This window comes from Enterococcus mundtii (assembly GCF_002947535.1).
Lineage (GTDB): Bacteria > Bacillota > Bacilli > Lactobacillales > Enterococcaceae > Enterococcus_B > Enterococcus_B mundtii_B.
Map to the genome: position 1 here is coordinate 76,440 of NZ_PUAP01000050.1, position 20,368 is coordinate 96,807.

A 20,368-nucleotide genomic window follows, 5' to 3' on the forward strand; every position below is an offset into this window, starting at 1 on the left:
CTAAAGTTGTTGAATTGCCTAAAGGCCTATATGCCGAACAAATAATTCAAATTTAGTTTGGTTGATCTAAGACTGGGACATTAGTCCGTTCTCAAAAATAAAAATGAGTCCCATTTTGATGTATTTTAGGCTCTTTGTCAATAAGGACTGATGAGTTCAATCAAGTGAAATCCAGAAGAAGAGACTCCTTTTTCTTCGTTATTTTACATGAATAACTTGATTCGTCAAAAAAATACGGATTCGCATGTTCTAAAATGATTTAAAGCCATAATACACTCATTTGAGTGTATTGATGTGAGTGTTCTTTGCTTCGATTTTATCGTTAGAGTAAGGATAGATTAAGGAATGACGGACACCTTCTTCATAGCTTAGAAAATTTTGTAGTTTTAGCCGAAATTCTTCATCTAGTGTTTCTGATAACTGATGCAAGAGAGTGAAAAACGACTCGTGGTCTTTGTCACGAAAGGCATCGGCTAGATCATATAAAGCGTGATAGGCGACTTTCAAGGCAGTAGAAGCGCCTAATAACCGATCAAGCGCCATGGATTCTGTCAGATAAGGATACTTGGGTGCGCGAAAGCTACGCCAAGTTTTATATTCTGTATGGTTGATGTTCTTCCGATTTTTGGTGAGTATTCGCCAATGGCTTTTTATTTTTCTTGGCATCGTTTGATCATTCGAGGAAATCAGACGTTTCATTTCACGTACACGAAAATCTTAGAACGCTTGATTCATGTGTTTGACGACATGAAAGCGATCAATGACTAATTTGGCATAGGAAACACTTTTTTTATTAATTGGAAATACGCTGTATTCATATCAGTGACTAGATAGTTAACATCAGAGGATTCATACATGACTGAAAATAAGTGGTCAACCACGCTAAGTTTCGAGTGGGTACGACATCAACTAATTACCCAGTTTATATGGTTATAGAGCCCGTTTAGTCATCTTAATACTTAGCATTCCATTCTTTTCACATGTGCGCATACAAACAGAAACTAGTCCAATTTTGACAAATTATATCAAAATTGGACTAGTTTTTATTTTTGAGAACGGACTAATGCCCCACACTATTTGTCTGTTTATCTTGCGCGACGACGTTCACGTCTTGGACGGTGATCATCGCTTTCGTTTATAGGATCAATGACGCCACTAAATGGCTGACGTTTACGAAGATACCATAGATACAAGATAAACAAGGCAATACATCCAATAAAGAGAAGTAAGCCAGGAATGAATCCTTTTGGCATGTAACTAAAAGTAATCGTATGCTCGCCTTTAGGGACTTCAATCATGATAAAAGCATCTTGGAATTTTTTCACAGGTACTTTTTCGCCATCGATCTTAGCGGTCCAACCACCATCATAAGGGATAGTCGTAGCTAACATCGTTTTTTCAGTCGCATTTACTGTTCCTGTGGCTGTTCGACCGGTAGTAGTCATCTCTACGCCGTTATTTCTGAGCTGGTTGATTGCGGCTTGATACGCCACCACATCAAGTCCGACAACTTGTGGTTCCATAAAGCTGACTTCTTTCGTCCCATAGAAGCTTGCAGTGAAAGTAACCGTTGTGTCTTGCGGGTAATAACCTAAATCGTAATATTGACCAGTAATGTTAATTTGAGATTTTCTGGATACACCATTGACGCTAATCGTTGCGGTAGAGCTTTCTAACTGGGCAAAATTTGTTGGAAACAGGCTGAGATATGCTTGGGTGTTCGCAGGTACTTGGACTTCCCAAGTCAATTCTTTGGGCTGATTATTTGCTGTTTCGCTGTAAGTAACGCCATTTGTCGTATTTGTGATCTCCGTATTCTCATGACTTTTTAGGGTCGGTGTGTAGAACGTAAAGAACTGTTGATTCAACCCAGAAAGAGCATTCATCAAATTCGTTTGACTGGTTAGATTATCAGCTATCGGTTGTTCGATCTCATTGATCGTCATGGGTGCTTTAAAGGCTAATGGTACAGCATTGCTATTTTCGTACAATGTATAGTTGTCCGTTTGTTCGACGGATTGGAAGCCGTATTTATTAAAACTACTATCGTTTTTAGCAATGTTGTATTTGATTCCCGTAAATCCATCCATCAACAAGGTATTATTATTGTAGCGAATGTTCAGATTTGTTCCTCTAGAACGGAAGCCTAAAGTATCCAAGTAAGAGGAAGAGTTGCGATTTCTGATCGAAGAAAACATGCTGATACCACTATAACCATAATTGATCGAATCATTCGGTGAAACAGGATCAAGGTTTTCTAATCGATAAAACGTATCAGAATCCTTTTTCGAGGCATCAACTAACGTTTTGATCTCAGGATAAGGTTCGGTATACAAACTTCTTGAGGCATAATTCCAATCATCGAGAATGCCATGGATCATACTGTTGGTATTGACTGCAGCTTCGGCTGTCATCAATAGTAACAGAAGAATACTCAAACGTTTCAAATCAAAAGGGTGTTGTTGGAATAAACCAATCGTCAATGCGTAGAGCGCTAAAAAGACCAGCGTCAGAACAAAGGAGGTGAGCGTGACATACGTATAACTACCATCTGGTTTGATTCCCCAAGCTGTGGCAAAAGCAGCCGCTAGTACAATGATGACGCCTAGCAATCGTTTATGATCCTTCTCCTGTAGCTGTTCCCAACTATGGGCAGCTAACAAGAGTACGAGAAACGAAAAGAGATAGGCATAGCGGAACAAGAACATATTTGGTGCATGCATCCCATGCCAGAATAAATTCAAAGGAACTAAATAGAAGCTAGCAATCAAGATCGCGAATAGTCCACCGAACAACAACTTATTTTTCAACGGGAACTTGCGACTGACAAAATACAAGAGGCATAATGCTAAAGGAAACAATCCAGCATAGATAAAAGGAATCGATCCGTATTTCGTCGTGTCATAAACACCCACCATGTTTTTCATCAATAAATCTAAATAAGAAGTCGCTTCCGTCTTCAATGAAGTGATCTGCGTCAATGCTTCGCCATTGGCACGTAGATCGAGAATGGCAGGCAGAATGATCACCATCGAAGCGCCTCCTGCTAATAAAGAGGTGATTCCATAGGGTAAAATCGTTCCTTTGTACCTCCGCCAATTTGTCAGTAGTCGTGTAACAAAGTACAAAAAGGAGAAGACCCCGACCATGAAGCCCATATAAAAACTGGATAAGAACAAAAGCAAGTAACTAACAAACAATAAAATAGGTTTCTTTTGGTCCATCACACGATGGATACCTAAAATGATCAGAGGAAGATAGACAAAGGTGTCTAACCACATGATGATCTCTGAATGGGCAGTGATAAATGAAATCGACGCATAGCTGACGCTTAATGCGACGTGTCCCCAACGTGGAATACGATAGGTTCGTGCTAGGAACCAGAAGGATAAACCTGCTGAACCAACCTTTAATAAGGTGATAAGATACAAGGCATCCGGCATCAATTGATTCGGGAACAATAAAACGAGTGGTGTGAAAAGTCCACCTAAATAATAAGAAATCAATGATAGATAATTTAGACCAAGTGAAGCATTCCACGTATAAAAAATGCTTTGTTTTCCTAATAACATATTACGAAAGCTAGCATGAAAGTTTGAAAATTGTGAGAAAGCATCACTTGCCAAGATGCTCCGATCACTTCCTGGATAAATACCGATACTTAAATAAACCAATAAAAGAATCAGTAAAGGGATAAAAAAGCTAGCAGCTGCATAGCGGCCGTTTTCTTTTAAGAATTTTTTCAATGTTGTTTTCATTACAATTCAGTCACCAAATTTCTATTTGAAGTTATAATTAGTTTATCACATTCATGATTTTACTTGCTGAAAATACAACCAAATTCATAAAAAAATTACATTTGAAATTAAATAACAATTGTGAGTTTAAATTACATTTACATTAGGAAAATAACATAAAATAAGAAAACACTTTCTACTTTAAAATAAAGTGTTGACAGGCGTTTTCAAATGCGTTATGTTTTATTTGTAACAATTATAAAAAAACATATACCTATCACTATCTGAGGGATGGTGGCACATAAAAGAAGACTTAAAACAATTATCTGGGTGATTGATTGTTTTAAGCCTTTTTTATTTTATTTTCTTGAGTTTGATGTAGTAGAGGAAATGTCTCTCATTTGATAATGATTCGCAAAAAATAAAAACCGTTCATTTAGTTGAACGGTTCAAATCGATTCATTTAATTATACGCGTTCAACTTTTCCTGATTTCAACGCACGAGTTGACACCCAAACTTTTTTAGGTTTGCCGTCGATCATTACGCGAACTTTTTGTAAGTTAGGTTTAACTGTACGTTTTGTTGAGTTCATCGCATGTGAACGGTTGTTTCCACTTTTTGTCTTGCGACCTGTAAAGTAACAAACTTTTGCCATGTAAATTTCCTCCTTTGCCTTGATTTGGAGCAATAGTAAATTCAGCTCATACCAGAATAACATATCATATTGCGTAGGAATTTGCAAGCATATTTTCATAGATTTGATTGACATTTTCATGGATTAATTGTAACGTGAACAAAGTCTTTTCTTATTTTTTTTCAATGGTTTTTGAGTACTTTAAGGGAACAACCTTTTATTTCGGTTGACGCTATGATAAAATGTGATAGTAGAAAAATGGGAATATTTTACCCGTTAAGGAGGCTCATTCATGGCTGTAAAAATTCAAACGTCAGCTGGAACCATTGAAATTACCAATGATGTCATCGCAACAGTTGTTGGTGGTGCCGCAACAGATGTATTTGGTGTTGTAGGAATGGCTAGCAAGAATCAAATCAAAGATAATATCACTGAAATTTTGCGTAAAGAAAATTACTCAAGAGGAGTAGTTGTCCGTCAAGAAGCTAATGGGATCGCAGTTGATGTTTATACAATCATTAGTTATGGAACAAAAATTTCGGAAGTTTCTCGTAATGTCCAAGAAAAAGTGAAATATAACTTGGAGACTTTACTAGGTGTGACAGCCAATTCAGTAAATGTTTTCGTACAAGGTGTTCGTGTACTGCCAGACTAGGCAGGAGACTTGCTGACTGTTCAGCAGTCGATCTGAAGGAGGATTATCTAGGTGAGTGTAACAGAAATTAGTGCAAGCCAATTCCAGGAAATGGTTCAGTCCGGTGCGAATCGGCTACAAAAAAATGCAGAATACGTCAATTCACTAAATGTATTCCCGGTTCCCGATGGAGATACCGGTACCAATATGAATTTATCAATGACAAGTGGCGCAAAAGCCGTTGTTGATTCTACCTCTGAAAAGGTAGGAGAATTAGCAGCGCTGTTATCTAAAGGTTTATTGATGGGTGCAAGAGGAAACTCTGGGGTCATCTTATCACAGTTGTTCCGTGGTTTTTCAAAACAAATCCCTGATGTGACTGTATTAACAGCAACAGATTTAGCTGCAGCTTTTACCCATGGGGTCGAAACAGCTTATAAAGCAGTAATGAAACCTGTCGAAGGAACGATCCTGACAGTCGCAAGAGAAGCTGCCAAAGCTGGTGAGAAAAAAGCAAAATCAACAGACGATGTGATCGAAGTCATGACTGCGGTCGTTAAAGGTGGAAAACGTGCATTAGCAAAAACACCTGATTTGTTGCCTGTATTAAAAGAAGTAGGCGTTGTTGACAGTGGTGGACAAGGACTATTATTCGTATATGAAGGTTTTCTAACTGCGTTGAATGGTGAATACCAAGCAGACGAGGTCTATGAACCATCTCCTGCTCAAATGGACGATATGGTGAATGCAGAGCATCATCGTAGTGTGCAAGGTCAGTTAGCGACTGAGGATATCCATTATGGTTACTGTACAGAAATCATGGTGAAGATCGGTGAAGGTCCAACTGTAGATAGTACATTCGATTATGAAGAGTTTCGTAATTATCTAGATGGACTAGGTGATTCCCTGTTAGTGGTCAATGACGATGAAATCATCAAAGTACACGTTCATACAGAAAATCCTGGGGAAGTCATGAATTACGGACAGAAATTCGGTTCCCTAGTGAAAGTCAAAGTGGACAACATGCGTTTGCAACACGAAACAATCTTAGAACATGACCAAGCTCCTTCAGCGCCGGTCGCACAGACGAAGCCACGTGTACCTTACGGAATCGTTGCGATCGCAGCCGGTAAAGGTGTGCAAGAGTTATTTGAAAGTCTAGGAGCAAACTACGTGATCAGTGGTGGACAGACGATGAATCCAAGTACGGAAGATATCGTGAAAGCCATCAATGAAGTGAATGCAGATAAAGTCATCATCTTACCGAATAACAAAAATATCTTTATGGCAGCTGATCAAGCTGCTGAGGTAGCTGAACTTCCGGTTGCTGTTGTTCCTTCAAAGACAGTTTCTCAAGGATTAACAGCGATGTTGTCATTCAATGAGCAAGCAACATTAGAAGAAAATAAAGAAACGATGACAGATGTGCTTTCAAGTGTTGTCAGTGGTCAAGTGACACATGCGATCCGCGACACGATGATCGACGGAGTGAAAATCACAGAAGGTGATTTCTTAGGGATGATCGATGGGAAGATCGTGATTTCTAATCCAGACATCTTAGCGACATCACTTGCTACATTAGAGCAAATGATCAACGAAGATACTGAGATCGTCACGATATTAACTGGAGAAGATGGGTCTGCAGAACAAGCACAAGCATTTGCGGATCAACTGATGGACAAACATCCTGAGTTAGAGATCGAGATCCATCAAGGCGATCAACCTGTCTATCCTTATTTATTTTCTGCTGAATAATACAGCCTGAAGCCGATAGATAAAGCAGAAAATCATTTGAAAGGATCTTCGGTCAACGATTCGCGAATCGTTGACCAAGTTCCTTTTTTTGTTAAAGGAGGGAATTCTTATGCGTTCGTTAGCTGATCCAGTCACAGTGCTGGCAGGTGTTGGCCAAAAAAGAGCGGATAGCTTAGCTAGTCTAGGTATCCATACAATCGAAGACTTATTAACTTACTATCCTTTTCGTTATGAAGATATCCAAGAAAGAAATCTAAACGAAATCCAAGACCAAGAAAAAGTTACATTAAAAGGTTTAGTTGTCTCTCCGCCAGTAATGAGTCGTTTTGGCTACAAAAAAAGCCGTTTGCAATTTCGGATGATGCAAGAACATGAAGTGTTCAATGTTTCTTTCTTCAATCAGCCCTATTTAAAAGATAAAGTCATTTTATCTGAAGAAATCGCAGTTTATGGGAAATGGGATGCGAAACGTAAAGCACTGAATGGGATGAAGATCCTTGGTTCGCAAAGTCCAGATGATTTCTCTCCGATCTATCATGTCAACAAATCCATTCGCCAAACGACACTGGTCGATCTGATCCGTCGAGGGTTTAGTGAGTATGGTGATTTGATTGAAGAAAATTTACCAGTATCTTTAATTGAAAAATACCGTTTGCTCGATCGTCCGACAGCTGTAAGAAGCATGCATTTTCCACAAAATCATGAGGAAAATCATCAAGCCAAACGGCGGATCGTTTTTGAAGAATTCTTTTTTTTCCAGATGCAGTTACAAGGATTGAAGAAAGCCGAAAAATCTGAAAAGAATGGACTTGAGATCCTTTATGATGTCGAACGATTAAAACAATTTACAAAAAAATTACCATTTGAATTAACGATGGCACAAAAACGTGTCACCAATGAGATTTGCCGGGATCTCCGTAATCCACACCATATGCAGCGTTTGTTGCAAGGGGATGTGGGGAGTGGGAAGACCGTTGTTGCTGCGATTGCTTTATATGCGACAGTGACTGCTGGCTTTCAGGGGGCGTTGATGGTTCCGACAGAAATCTTGGCGCAACAACATATGGAAAGTTTATCCCAACTATTTGATCCAAATGAAGTGACCGTTGCTTTATTGACCGGATCAACGAAAGTAAAAGAACGTCGCGAGTTATTAGAACGCTTAGAAAATGGGGAAATCGATATCGTCGTGGGAACACATGCATTGATCCAAGAAGGTGTCGCATTCCAAAATCTAGGCTTAGTGATCACCGATGAGCAACATCGTTTTGGAGTGAACCAACGAAAAGTATTGCGTGAGAAGGGCTGGCGTCCGGATGTGTTGTTCATGACAGCCACTCCGATCCCTCGAACCTTAGCAATTACAGCATATGGCGAAATGGACGTATCTGTGATCGACGAGCTTCCTGCTGGACGGATTCCGATCGAAACAAGATGGGTCCGAACCCCTCAATTAGACACCGTGCTAGAATGGACCTATAAAGAATTGCGCAGAGGGCATCAGATGTATGTGATCTGTCCTTTGATTGAAGAGTCCGAAGCCTTAGATGTGAAAAATGCAGTGGAAATTTATGAAAAACTTCGTGAGTTATTTGCACCAGAATATGAAGTTGGCTTATTGCATGGTAAAATGAAGAATCAAGAAAAAGATCAGATCATGGAAACATTCAAAGAAAACCAACTCCAGATCCTAGTGTCAACCACAGTGATCGAGGTCGGTGTCAACGTGCCGAATGCAACGGTCATGTTGATCATGGATGCGGATCGTTTTGGGTTAGCGCAACTGCATCAGTTGCGTGGGCGTGTCGGTCGGGGAAGTGAGGCTTCTTATTGTATCCTCGTGGCGAATCCTAAAAATGAATTAGGTGTCGAACGAATGAAAATCATGACAGAAACCACGAATGGCTTTATCTTGAGTGAAAAAGATTTAGAATTACGAGGGCCTGGGGAGGTATTTGGGTTCCGCCAATCCGGCTTGCCAGAATTTGCGATCGCAGATCTAGTAACAGATGGAAATGTCTTAGAAGTTGCTCGAGAAGAAGCTGCGGCAATCTGGCAAATCAAAGACTGGCAGTTATTACCTGAATATCAACCATTAACAGCCAAGTTACAATTAGACGAACAAGATAATCGTTATTTTGATTAATAGATTATCAATACTTTCAAAAATGATGATAAGGAGTGGAAATAATAATGAGAATTGCAGTAGATGCAATGGGCGGAGACCACGCACCACAAGCCATTGTGGAGGGGATCGCTCTAGCACAAAAAGATTTCCCTGATTTGGAATTTGTTCTATATGGTAAAGAATCAGAGATCAAGAAATATTTAACAGATGAAACAAATATCACGATCGTCCATACTGACGAAAAAATCAATAGTGATGATGAGCCAGTCAAAGCAATCCGTCGTAAGAAAACTGCTTCGATGGTTTTAGCTGCACAAGCAGTCAAAAATGGAGAAGCAGATGCTATTTTTTCAGCAGGGAATACAGGAGCTTTACTAGCAGCCGGCTTATTTATTGTTGGACGTATCAAAAACATCGAACGTCCAGGACTAATGTCCACATTGCCAGTTATTGGCAAAGAAGGCGAAGGGTTTGATATGCTAGATTTAGGTGCAAATGCAGAAAACAAACCAGAGCATCTTTTACAGTATGGTATTTTGGGGTCGTTTTATGCGAGAAAAGTTCGTGGTATCGGCCGGCCTCGCGTAGCATTGCTTAACAATGGGACGGAAGAGACCAAGGGAAGTGAATTAACAAAACAAGCATTTGAACTTTTACAAAATGAAACAAGCTTGAATTTCATTGGCAATGTAGAAGCGCGTGATTTACTAAATGGCGTAGCAGACGTTGTAGTAACCGATGGCTTTACCGGAAATGCAGTGTTGAAATCTATTGAAGGTACAGCGATGAATATGATGACCTTATTGAAATCTGCGATCTTGAATGAAGGTATCAAAGGTAAAATGGGTGCATTACTATTAAAAGACGGTTTGCGCTCTTTGAAATCTGAAATGGACTATTCAAAACACGGTGGAGCTGTTTTATTTGGATTGAAAGCGCCAGTTATCAAAACACATGGTGCAACTGGACCAGATGCAGTTCGCTATACGATCCGTCAAATCCATACGATGCTTGAAACCAATGTTGTAGGACAATTGGTGGAGCAATTTGAGAAAAAAGAGGACTAAATTTTCTTCGAATTGACAAGCTGAAGGAGAAAAAAGGGTGGACATTCCAAAAAATTGTCAGTAAAATTAGCTATGGTTGAAGAAAACGTAGTAGTTCTAAGAATTGTGGGGGTGAAAAAATTGACGCGTGAAGAAGTATTTAATAAGGTAGCTAAAATCATTTCTAATCACTTTGAAATGGATACAGACAAAGTCACAGACGAACTGAACATTAAAGATGATCTGAAAGCTGATTCAATTAGTATCATGGAATTCGTTCTTGAACTGGAAGATGAATTCGGTACAGAGATCTCTGATGAAGATGCTGAACAAATCGAAACAGTCGGCGGTGCCGTGGATTATATCAGCAGTCATTTGAAATAAACTGAATGAATAAATACACAACAACTGATGAATGAATCGGCGATAACCGATTTAAACTCAAAGCCAAGAAAACAGAAATAGTTTAGCTATTTCATGTTTTCTTGGCTTTTTCAGTTACAATCATTTGATTAAAATAGTTTTTTTAAAGAGTAGAACCATGTAATAAATTCCTATAGAATAAGTGATTTTTTCAAGTTTCGATTTCGTATATACTGTATAATTATACTTTTATAAAATGGTGTAACTATTCGATAAAAGCTGTTTTTTATATAACGGTGATTTTTGTAGATTTTTATAATGATTCTTAATTTATAAAAATAGTAGGATAAAGAGAGGGATTGGTACGTACCTCATTTTTTTTTAATCTTCCTTAAAAGCTGACACAGCTACGTAAGATTTTTCAGACAATTCTGGCAACAGTGTGAAATAATCTTGCAATATAAAACGGTTTTCTATATAATTATTAATAATTAATTACACACTCCTTAGAATGCTACTTATTTAATTTTTTTTGCTAAGTTGTTATTCAGTGTAGGATTATTTTTTTTATTAAAAACTTCCATCGAGGGAGCAGAGAGGGGTATTCGATTGTCAGATAACCAATTATTAGATGTTCAGAACCTACACACAGGCTTCCGTCTAAAAGATGAATACTACGATGCAGTAGACGACGTTTCTTTTACTTTAGATAAAAACGAGATCTTAGCCATCGTTGGTGAGTCTGGTTGCGGGAAAAGTACGTTAGCTACAACGATTATGGGATTATTAGATCCTAACAATACAAAGATCACAGGGGAGATCATGTACAATGATCTAAATTTAATTGAATTGAATGAAACTTTGTACAATAAGATCCGCGGGAATGATATCGGGATGATTTTCCAAGATCCATTATCTGCATTAAACCCTCTGATGAGAATTGAAGATCAAATCAAAGAAGGTTTATCTTACCATACAAAAATGACTGCTGAACAAAGACAAGCACGTGCATTAGAATTATTAGAACAAGTAGGGATTCCGAATCCTGCACGTGTTGGCCGTCAATATCCTCATGAGTTGTCAGGTGGGATGAGGCAGCGGGTGATCATCGCGATTGCGATTGCATGTAAGCCACCGATCATCATCGCGGATGAACCAACGACTGCCTTGGACGTAACGATCCAAGCACAGATCCTTGACTTACTGAAAGACTTACAAGAAGAAACAAAGACAGGGATCATCTTGATCACACATGATTTAGGTGTCGTAGCTGAAATGGCGGATCGTGTTGCTGTGATGTATGGTGGACAATTTGTTGAAGTTGCAGGAGTCAAAGAGTTATTTGAAAATCCAAAACACCCATATACACAATCGTTGCTAAATTCGATTCCACAAGAAGGAAATCACGAGGCAGAGTTACACGTGATTGAAGGCGTGGTCCCTTCATTGAAAAATATGCCACGCACAGGTTGCCGATTTGCGCCACGGATTCCTTGGATCCCAGCAAGCGCTCACGAAGAAAATCCAGTCTTGCATGAAATCGCACCGAATCATATGGTACGTTGCTCATGTTATAAACATTTCCACTTTAGAGACGAAAAAGGAGAGGTGTAGATGTCAGAATTAATTACAATCAAAGATTTGAAAGTTCACTATCCTATTCGCAGTGGGTTTTTCAACCGAGTAACAGACCATGTCTATGCAGTAGACGGTGTTGATTTTATTATTGAAAAAGGAAAAACATACGGACTAGTTGGAGAATCAGGTTCTGGGAAGTCCACAACCGGAAAAGCAGTTGTCGGTCTAGAAAAAGTGACCTCTGGCCAAATCATGTATGAAGGAAAAGACGTCACGAAAAGAAGTAACCGCAAAAAAATCGGCTACAACAAAGACGTCCAAATGATCTTTCAAGATTCAATGTCTAGTTTGAATCCTAAGAAACGGGTACTAGACATTATCGCTGAACCGATCCGTAACTTTGAACGCTTGAGCGATCAAGAAGAAAAGAAAAAAGTCAAAGGCTTATTGGACATCGTTGGGATGCCAGAGGATGCGTTATACAAGTATCCCCATGAATTTTCTGGTGGACAAAGACAGCGTTTAGGGGTTGCCCGAGCAGTCGCAACGAATCCTAAATTGATCGTTGCAGATGAACCAGTTTCTGCGCTAGACTTATCCGTTCAAGCACAAGTATTGAACTTTATGAAACGTATCCAACAAGAATTTGGATTGAGCTATTTGTTCATCTCTCATGACTTAGGTGTCGTAAAACACATGTGTGACAACATCGCGATCATGTACAAAGGTCGATTTGTTGAAATCGGTACACGAGAAGATATCTATAATGATCCGCGCCACATCTACACAAAACGCTTACTATCTGCGATTCCACGAATCGATGTAGACAATCGGGAAATACAAAAACAAAACCGACGAAATGTTGAACGTGAGTATATCGAACATCAAAAAGATTACTACGATACAGCAGGGCGAGTGTATGATTTACGTACACTAACTACTACACACAAAGTAGCGTTGAAAGATGGAGGTGCTAGCTAATGTGGAAAACGATTCTACGAAGAGTTCTTTTGATGATCCCACAAGTGATCATTCTTAGTGTGTTGATCTTTATGCTAGCGCAAGCCATGCCTGGAGATCCGTTTACAGGATTGATCAACCCAAACCAAGATCCAGCTGTGATCGAGCAAATGCGTCAAGCAGCGGGCTTGAATGACCCTTGGTATGAACAATACTTCCGTTGGGTCGGAAATGCCTTACAAGGTGATTTTGGACAAAGTTTCTTGTATAAACGTTCGGTTTCCTCTTTGATTGGGGAACGAATCATCAATACTTTATATTTATCTATTTTAACTGTTATTATTACCTACTTGATTGCTGTACCACTAGGTATGTTAGCTGGTCGATACCAAAATTCGATTCTGGACAAAGCAGTTGTTATTTATAACTTCTTCAGTTTTGCTGTTCCATTATTCATTTTCGGATTGATCATGTTGTTTGTTTTTGGTTATCGTTTAGGTTGGTTCCCAACAAGTGGTTCTCAGACTTTAGGTTTCCAAGGAGGCTTTTTCGCTCAATGGATCGATCGATTGCAATACATTTTATTACCATCGATCACACAAGCCTTTCTAGCCACAGCAGTAACGATCCAGTATTTACGAAGTGAAGTCATTGATTCGAAATCCTTAGACTTTGTACGTACAGCTCGTTCCAAAGGGGTGCCGACAAACAAAGTATTCAGTCGTCACATTTTCCGTAATGCAGCATTGCCGATGGCATCTCAAATGGGGTATGAAATCACTTCATTGATTGCTGGTTCTGTCGTTATCGAAAAAATCTTTGGTTACCCTGGTGTCGGAAAATTGTTTATTGACTCAATCGGTCAACGTGATTATACCGTAATCACAGCCTTAGTCTTGATTTTAGGAATCGCAACGCTCGTCGGAACACTGCTGTCAGATATTATCATGAGCATTGTTGATCCGCGTATACGAATCCAATAAAAAATCAAACAGAAGGGAGAATCGATCATGAGTGATAAAAACAAAGAAGTTGCGCAAGAAAGTATCCCACCAATGGGTATACGAATGATTGCACGAGAATTTAAAAAAGATAAAGTAGCCATTTTTTCACTGGCTTTGTTAGTTGTTTTACTATTAGTTATTTTTATCGGGGCAATCTTTATTGACCAAGATAAAGTGATGTTTGTTAGTATTTTTGATAAGTATGCTGAACCTGGCGCTATCTCCTCTCAAGGGTCAAAATTCCTTTTAGGAGCAGATGAAGGCGGACGTGACGTCTTCGGTCAATTGATCATCGGAGCAAGAAACTCTGTGATGATCGGTTTTGCTATCACGATCATTACGTCGATCATCGGAGTAGGGCTTGGAATTCTTTCAGGTTTTTATGGTGGGATCATTGACAACGTATTGATGCGTATTGTTGATTTTATTATGATTTTACCGATCATGTTGATCATTATCGTATTTGTTTCGATCATTTCGCGTTATAACGTTTGGTCATTTATTTTTATCATGAGTGCATTTTATTGGGTAGCTAAAGCCCGATTATTCAGAAGTAAGACGTTATCAGAAGCTAGACGTGATTACGTCAGTGCTTCAAAAACGATGGGAACAAGTGATTTCAAAATCATGTTCCGTGAAATCATGCCAAACCTTAGTTCATTGATCATCACCAACTTAACAATGAACTTTGCGGCAAATATTGGGATCGAGACCACTTTGACTTTCTTAGGATTTGGATTGCCAGCTAATGTACCTAGTTTAGGAACATTGATCGGTTATGCAAGTAACGGTGAAGTTTTAGTGAATCGACAATGGATTTGGTTACCCGCGTCAATTCTAATTTTAGTGTTGATGTTGAGTATAAACTACGTTGGACAAGCATTTAAGCGTTCTGCAGATGCGCGTCAACGTTTAGGATAAGAGAAGTGAAGGGGGAAAATAGGATATGAAGAAAACGATTTTTGGATTTGTCACACTGCTATCTGTAGCAGCATTAGCAGCGTGTGGAAATGGCGGCGGAACTAGCTCGTCAGGTAATAATTCAGCAGATAATGGGGATAACAGTGAATTGACTTTCCCATTAGCAACAACGAATAATGATGAAGCAATCGAAGACGGTGAGTTAAATGTTGCAGTCGCAACAGACAGTCAATTCAAAGGATTGTTCCAATGGGAATTTTATCAAGATGCCTTTGATGCAGCGTTTATGGCGCCTTCACATGAACCATTATTTACAAATGATGACAACTTCACGATCACAAACGATGGTGCAGCCTCATTAGAATTAGACGAAGATGCGAAAACAGCGACGATCACACTTAAAGACAACGTAAAATGGTCTGATGGTGTCGATGTCACAGCAGATGATGTTATTTTCCCTTATGAAATCATCGGTAACTCTGAATACACTGGTATCCGTTACGATGATACATTCCGTAATATCGTTGGTATGGAAGAATATAACAGCGGTAGTGCAGATACGATTTCTGGAATTACAAAAGTAGATGACAAAACTGTTAAAATCGAATATAAAGAAATGAACCCAAGCATGCTTCAAGCAGGTGGTGGTATTTGGACATATGCAGCGCCAAAACACACACTTGAAGGAATTGCTATCAAAGACATGGAATCAAGTGATCAAGTCCGTAAGAACCCTGTGACATTTGGTCCTTACTATATGAGTAACATCGTTGCTGGTGAATCAGTAGAGTTCTTACCAAATGAATACTACTGGAATGGTACACCACAATTGAAGAAAATCACAATGAAATCATTACCAACAGCAAGTGCAACAGAAGCATTGAATTCAAAATTGTATGATATGATTTTCCAAATGCCAACAGATACTTACGAAACATACCAAGATATCGCTGGCTATACGAATCTAGGACGTCAGCAAACTTCATACACTTACTTAGGTTTCAAACTAGGTAAATGGGATGCTGAAAGTGGAAGTGTTGAATATGATCCAAACTCAAAAATGGCTGACAAATCATTACGTCAAGCAATGGGTTACGCTTTAGACAACACTGCAGTAGGCGAACGTTTCTATGCTGGTTTAAGAAGCAATGCGACTTCATTGATTCCACCAGTATTTGAAGGATTCCACGATGCAGATCTAAAAGGCTTCACACAAGATATTGATAAAGCCAATAAATTATTGGATGATGCAGGATATAAAGATGTTGATGGAGATGGTATCCGTGAAGACAAAGATGGTAACAAGTTGACAATCAACTTTGCGTCAATGTCAGGTGGCGAAACAGCGCAACCATTAGCAGATTACTACGTACAACAATGGAAAGAAATCGGTTTAGATGTTCAATATACAACAGGTCGTCTGATCGAATTCAACTCATTCTATGATCGTTTAGAAAATGATGATCCAGAAATCGACATCTACCAAGCTGCTTGGAACACAGGAACAGATCCAAATCCAAGTGGACTATGGGGTGCAAATGCAGCGTTCAACTACACTCGTTATGAGTCAGAAGAAAACACAAAATTGATCAATGATATCAATTCAAGTGCAGCATTTGATGCAGATTACCAAAAAGAAGCTTACAAAAAATGGCAAGAATACGCATTTGAAGAAGCTTTTGCTATTCCAACATTGTTCCGTAACGAAGTATTACCAGTAAACGACCGCGTTAAAGATTGGAATTGGGCATATGATGCTGTCAATCCATGGGCTGTTGTATCTGTCACTTCAGATTCACGTTCATAATCATTAAATGATAAAACCGAATCAGTTCGAGATAGGATTCTCCTAATCTCGGCTGGCTCGGTTTTTTTGATTAGGAAAAAAAGGAATTATCTGTTTTTGGAACATGTGAAAGTATATAATATATATGAAAGGAGGAGAATAATTAGGAAATTTTATTTTTGTTGTTACTTTATAGAGTTCAGAAGTCACTATCAATCTTCAGAGGAGAATATATGTGGAGGCTCCTCGCTTTTTACTGAAAATAGATCTGGAGGGTGGTGGATATAGAAATCATAAGTAGCTAAGATATAAATGTAGTTACAATATTTCATAACTTCTCAAATATTGTTCAAAGTGTTTTCAACTTTCTTATATTTTAGATGCTTTTTTTCTTTCATTATGAAAAAAATCTATCGAGGGTTATTTATAGTTACAGTGTTAAGTTTTCTTTATGCCATTTCTTTTATCGGAAATGAAGGAATCAAGAGTGCTATCCCCAATGCTCATTCGGGCATTGTGATTGAAGAAGCGAGTGGGACGATTGAGGAAGTCAATGAAAAGATTTCTGCTTATGCAAAAAAACATCAAATTGCTATACATAAACTGGTTTTTAGAATTGGCGCCTCTGGTGAGACGACAAAAGAAATTTATACCTTTGACAAGGTGGAACGATCGGAATACTCTTTTCCACCTATAAAAACGGATGTTGCCACTTATTTTTATGACTACACAGAGATGGAACATCAAGATGTGTTGGGGACTTATATTGTAACAGAAGCCCCTCCATCTGAAATGATCGCTGATTTTCATGAACAAGGAATCAAATTGGGGATTGAAGAGATAAAATGGTTCCATTTATTGACTGCGGGTTTATTGATGAGTATCGGACAACTCTTTTTTATTCTATTTTTCTTTGTGATTTTAGCTTTACTGTTTTACAAAGCTTCCCTGCGTAAGAAAATTGGTGTGATTGAGATGTTAGGACAACGTTGGCTGACGGTGTCCGTCAAAGATAGTTTCATTGATAGCGCGATTTTTACTTTCTTGATGATTGCTTTTTCTTGGTGGTCTCCACAATTGCAGTTTCTTTATCGACCGATTTTTTTCTGGGGTCATTTAATGATTTGGGTGCTTCAATTGTTTACGAGTTGGATTGTTTTTTCGTTCGGTACGATTTCAGATAAGATAAAAGGAAGGAAACCTTACCGATTATTATTTCGTTTGAACCTTTTATTAAAGATCATCATCTTCACGTTTGTTACGGTGCAAGCTAGTACGTTATCAATTAAAGTAATGGAGACGCGTGAGCTTGAACAGCAGCTCTCCCAATGGACAAGAGTTCCTGACTATTATCACTTGGCATTTAGTAGAGACACCAATCTACTTGTAAACCCGGCAGAAAGTAAAGACGTGCGAAAGAAAGCACAAGCACCAATCAATTCACGGTTGCTTCCCTTGTTGGAAAAATCAGAACAGTCAGGTGGAATTTTTCTAAGGGACAATGAACTTGGTCATAGTAGTCCGACACTAAATTATATTGAAAATGACGCTTTTTGGTTAAGCAACCATCATGCCGTACAAGAATTGGCTATCAAGGATGCGGATGGTCAATTGATTGACTCATTAGATGATTCCTTTTTCTATCTTCTTATTCCTGAAAATAAGCGAATGTATACAGAAATGATCATTCCAGAAGCCGAGGCTGAACTTGATTTTTATCAAAATTCTTTTGAGTACGAAACGAAAGCATACGAAGGCGAGTTAAAAATTCTTTATACGCAAGCAAACCAAGTCCTTTTTAACTATAACTTCCAACCCTATGAAAAAACTTTTTCTTCCAATCCAATTATCGTTTCCATGTCATTGCCATTGATCCAACCAAATATTGAAATATGGATACAGGATATTTCAAATGGGACTTACTTGTTTCGAGACCCTCAACTTGTCCAAGAATTTATTAAAGAAAATCATATGGAACATGATTTTTATGGCTTGATTGCTGTAAAAGATAGTATCAATCAATCTCTTATGGGGGTGAGACGTGATTATTATACAACCCTTAGTATTTTGATCTTGATCCTTATGGGCTTTGTTTTTATTCAAGTCTATTTGAGTTTACTGTATGTGGAAATGAATAAGAAAAAACTGTTTCTCAAATATATTGCTGGTTGGACTCTGCTACAGAGGCATCACAGATATTATGAAATAATATTAGGCATTTCTACTGTTGTTGCGTTGATCTTGCTACTCATCAACCATGCTTGGTGGCAGATTTTGATTCTATTACTATTATTTGAATTATGTATCCTTTTATTCACTACGTATTTATCAGAAAAAAGAAAACGTCTGGAGGTGATCAAATATGATTGAAGCCAAAGAAATCACTAAAAAGTATAAAGGAAAAGTGATTTTTGAAAACGTATCTTTACATGTAGAGACTGGTTCAATAACTGTGATCACTGGAAGCAGTGGTGTAGGGAAAACGACGTTACTGAACTGCTTAGGACAACTGGAGCCCATAGATTCTGGTGAAATATGGATAGATAATCAATTCCTTCACCGTAAAAGTAAAAAACGTTTCTTTCGTGAATATGCAGGATTTTTATTTCAGAACTTTGCATTGATCGATAATGAAACAGTCAAACAAAATTTACAATTGGTAGTAAAAGAAGAGAAAAAAATGATTGCTGCACTCCGTAAGTTCCAAATGGAAGACTCACTGCACCAAAAAGTATTTCGTTTGAGCGGAGGTGAGCAACAACGAGTAGCTTTAGCTCGTTTGTTTTTGCAAACCCCTAAAATCGTTTTTGCTGATGAGCCCACTGCCTCTTTGGATAAAGGAAATCGGCAACTTGTGATCGAAGCATTGAAAGAATTGAATGAGCAAGGAGTGACGATCGTCTTAGTCACCCATGATTTAGATTTGGCAGAACAACTAGGTGGGCAAGTTGATATGAATGAACTGATAAATAGAAGTAGGTTAGTGTAGGTATAAGCATATTAATGAATTGCGATATAGCCAATACAAATCAAGGGGAAATATTAACGAATGTTTTTTTTACACTTGTTTTAGTGAGGAAGGATTTCTGAGTTTCGCTTGATTTCCATCACTCATTGTAAAGCTAACTTAGAGAACTTCTTCTCAGAGATTAACCAGCGAATGACTTAATGGCATAAGCTGAATTGTAAAAAAATAGGATTCAAAATTGGGGGAAGAGAGTCCAATTAAGTATCGATTAACGGATAAATTTTACAAGTATTAATAATAAAATACGACGATTTCACTCCGATAGAAAAGAGATGAGATCGTCGCTCAAGCGTTGATTGATCTGTTGAGAGGGAGTGGTTTAGTATTGTACTATTTCAAACATTTTGTTTCATATTCTATCTGTTCTCTAAGGTTGTGCTACTTTAGCTAAGATAAATAGTAGCTAAAAATGATTCTTTTCTTTTATTGTTTTTATTGCTTCAACCAACTCAGTCTCGATTTTATTTTTTGAGCGTAGCAAGCTAATTATTTCATTTAACTGTGCAACGATTTTTATTATACCGACAAAAACTACAACAAAAATAAAACTAGTTACTGAAAAAATTTTAATCACCAACTTACATTATATTTTGACGATATCCTTTGTTAGTTAACGTCACTCAAATGGTTTCTGTATTTTCGTGACTAGACAAAAAATCGTGGATGTTGATTATTCTAACTAATAAATTGGAAATCATAATCATCGATGCGTCAATGCTTATGATCTCGTATGTAACAGCAAAAGCAACTAATCTGATATTGTATAGTGCATTACCTCCAGCTCCCACGGCAA

At 38.2% G+C, this 20,368-nt stretch carries 14 protein-coding genes and 1 pseudogene; 12 read left to right on the forward strand and 3 right to left on the reverse strand.

Annotated elements, in window-relative coordinates:
• Window positions 1-249 precede the first annotated feature (249 nt).
• The 3 genes and pseudogenes from CUS89_RS16490 to rpmB all read right to left on the reverse strand — a co-directional run.
• A pseudogene (locus CUS89_RS16490) lies at window positions 250-913 on the reverse strand (transposase); the annotation flags it as partial.
• A gap of 172 nt (window positions 914-1,085) precedes the next feature.
• Complete coding sequence (locus tag CUS89_RS14740) at window positions 1,086-3,758, reverse strand: YfhO family protein (protein WP_104872666.1); 2,673 nt, start codon at window positions 3,756-3,758, stop codon at window positions 1,086-1,088.
• Window positions 3,759-4,204: 446 nt separating this feature from the next.
• The gene (gene rpmB, locus CUS89_RS14745) at window positions 4,205-4,393 is read right to left on the reverse strand and encodes a 50S ribosomal protein L28 (protein ID WP_010750781.1); all 189 of its coding nucleotides are present in this window, start codon (window positions 4,391-4,393) and stop codon (window positions 4,205-4,207) included.
• 271 nt (window positions 4,394-4,664) lie between these two features.
• On the opposite strand from rpmB, the gene CUS89_RS14755 reads away from it, so the two are divergent.
• From CUS89_RS14755 to CUS89_RS14810, 12 genes are all read left to right on the forward strand, one after another.
• A complete protein-coding gene (locus CUS89_RS14755) occupies window positions 4,665-5,027 on the forward strand; it encodes an Asp23/Gls24 family envelope stress response protein (RefSeq protein WP_010720424.1) in 363 nt (120 codons plus the stop codon).
• Between the two features lie 51 nt (window positions 5,028-5,078).
• The gene (locus CUS89_RS14760) at window positions 5,079-6,761 is read left to right on the forward strand and encodes a DAK2 domain-containing protein (protein ID WP_065096390.1); all 1,683 of its coding nucleotides are present in this window, start codon (window positions 5,079-5,081) and stop codon (window positions 6,759-6,761) included.
• Window positions 6,762-6,870: 109 nt separating this feature from the next.
• Window positions 6,871-8,907, forward strand: coding sequence for an ATP-dependent DNA helicase RecG (recG, locus tag CUS89_RS14765; protein ID WP_104872667.1), 2,037 nt, complete (start codon window positions 6,871-6,873; stop codon window positions 8,905-8,907).
• 47 nt (window positions 8,908-8,954) lie between these two features.
• Window positions 8,955-9,956 (forward strand): phosphate acyltransferase PlsX, encoded by a 1,002-nt coding sequence (gene plsX, locus CUS89_RS14770; protein ID WP_104872668.1) that lies wholly within the window; start codon window positions 8,955-8,957, stop codon window positions 9,954-9,956.
• A gap of 120 nt (window positions 9,957-10,076) precedes the next feature.
• On the forward strand, window positions 10,077-10,319 hold the full coding sequence (gene acpP / locus CUS89_RS14775) for an acyl carrier protein (RefSeq protein WP_104872677.1): 243 nt from the start codon (window positions 10,077-10,079) through the stop codon (window positions 10,317-10,319).
• Window positions 10,320-10,907: 588 nt separating this feature from the next.
• Window positions 10,908-11,912, forward strand: coding sequence for an ABC transporter ATP-binding protein (locus tag CUS89_RS14780; protein ID WP_010734437.1), 1,005 nt, complete (start codon window positions 10,908-10,910; stop codon window positions 11,910-11,912).
• Complete coding sequence (locus CUS89_RS14785; RefSeq protein WP_010734436.1) at window positions 11,913-12,857, forward strand: ABC transporter ATP-binding protein; 945 nt, start codon at window positions 11,913-11,915, stop codon at window positions 12,855-12,857.
• Window positions 12,857-13,819: an oligopeptide ABC transporter permease gene (gene opp4B / locus CUS89_RS14790; protein WP_104872669.1), complete on the forward strand. Its 963-nt coding sequence runs from the start codon at window positions 12,857-12,859 to the stop codon at window positions 13,817-13,819. The genes CUS89_RS14785 and opp4B overlap by 1 nt, the downstream gene beginning before the upstream one ends.
• 27 nt (window positions 13,820-13,846) lie before the next feature.
• Window positions 13,847-14,761 carry an ABC transporter permease gene (locus CUS89_RS14795; protein WP_010734434.1) on the forward strand — a complete coding sequence of 305 codons (915 nt, stop codon included), beginning with the start codon at window positions 13,847-13,849 and terminating at the stop codon, window positions 14,759-14,761.
• Window positions 14,762-14,786: 25 nt separating this feature from the next.
• On the forward strand, window positions 14,787-16,568 hold the full coding sequence (locus CUS89_RS14800) for an oligopeptide ABC transporter substrate-binding protein (protein ID WP_104872670.1): 1,782 nt from the start codon (window positions 14,787-14,789) through the stop codon (window positions 16,566-16,568).
• A gap of 414 nt (window positions 16,569-16,982) precedes the next feature.
• On the forward strand, window positions 16,983-18,917 hold the full coding sequence (locus CUS89_RS14805; protein ID WP_308726900.1) for a DUF1430 domain-containing protein: 1,935 nt from the start codon (window positions 16,983-16,985) through the stop codon (window positions 18,915-18,917).
• A complete protein-coding gene (locus tag CUS89_RS14810; protein WP_104872672.1) occupies window positions 18,910-19,536 on the forward strand; it encodes an ATP-binding cassette domain-containing protein in 627 nt (208 codons plus the stop codon). The genes CUS89_RS14805 and CUS89_RS14810 overlap by 8 nt, the downstream gene beginning before the upstream one ends.
• The last annotated feature ends 832 nt before the right edge of the window (window positions 19,537-20,368 follow it).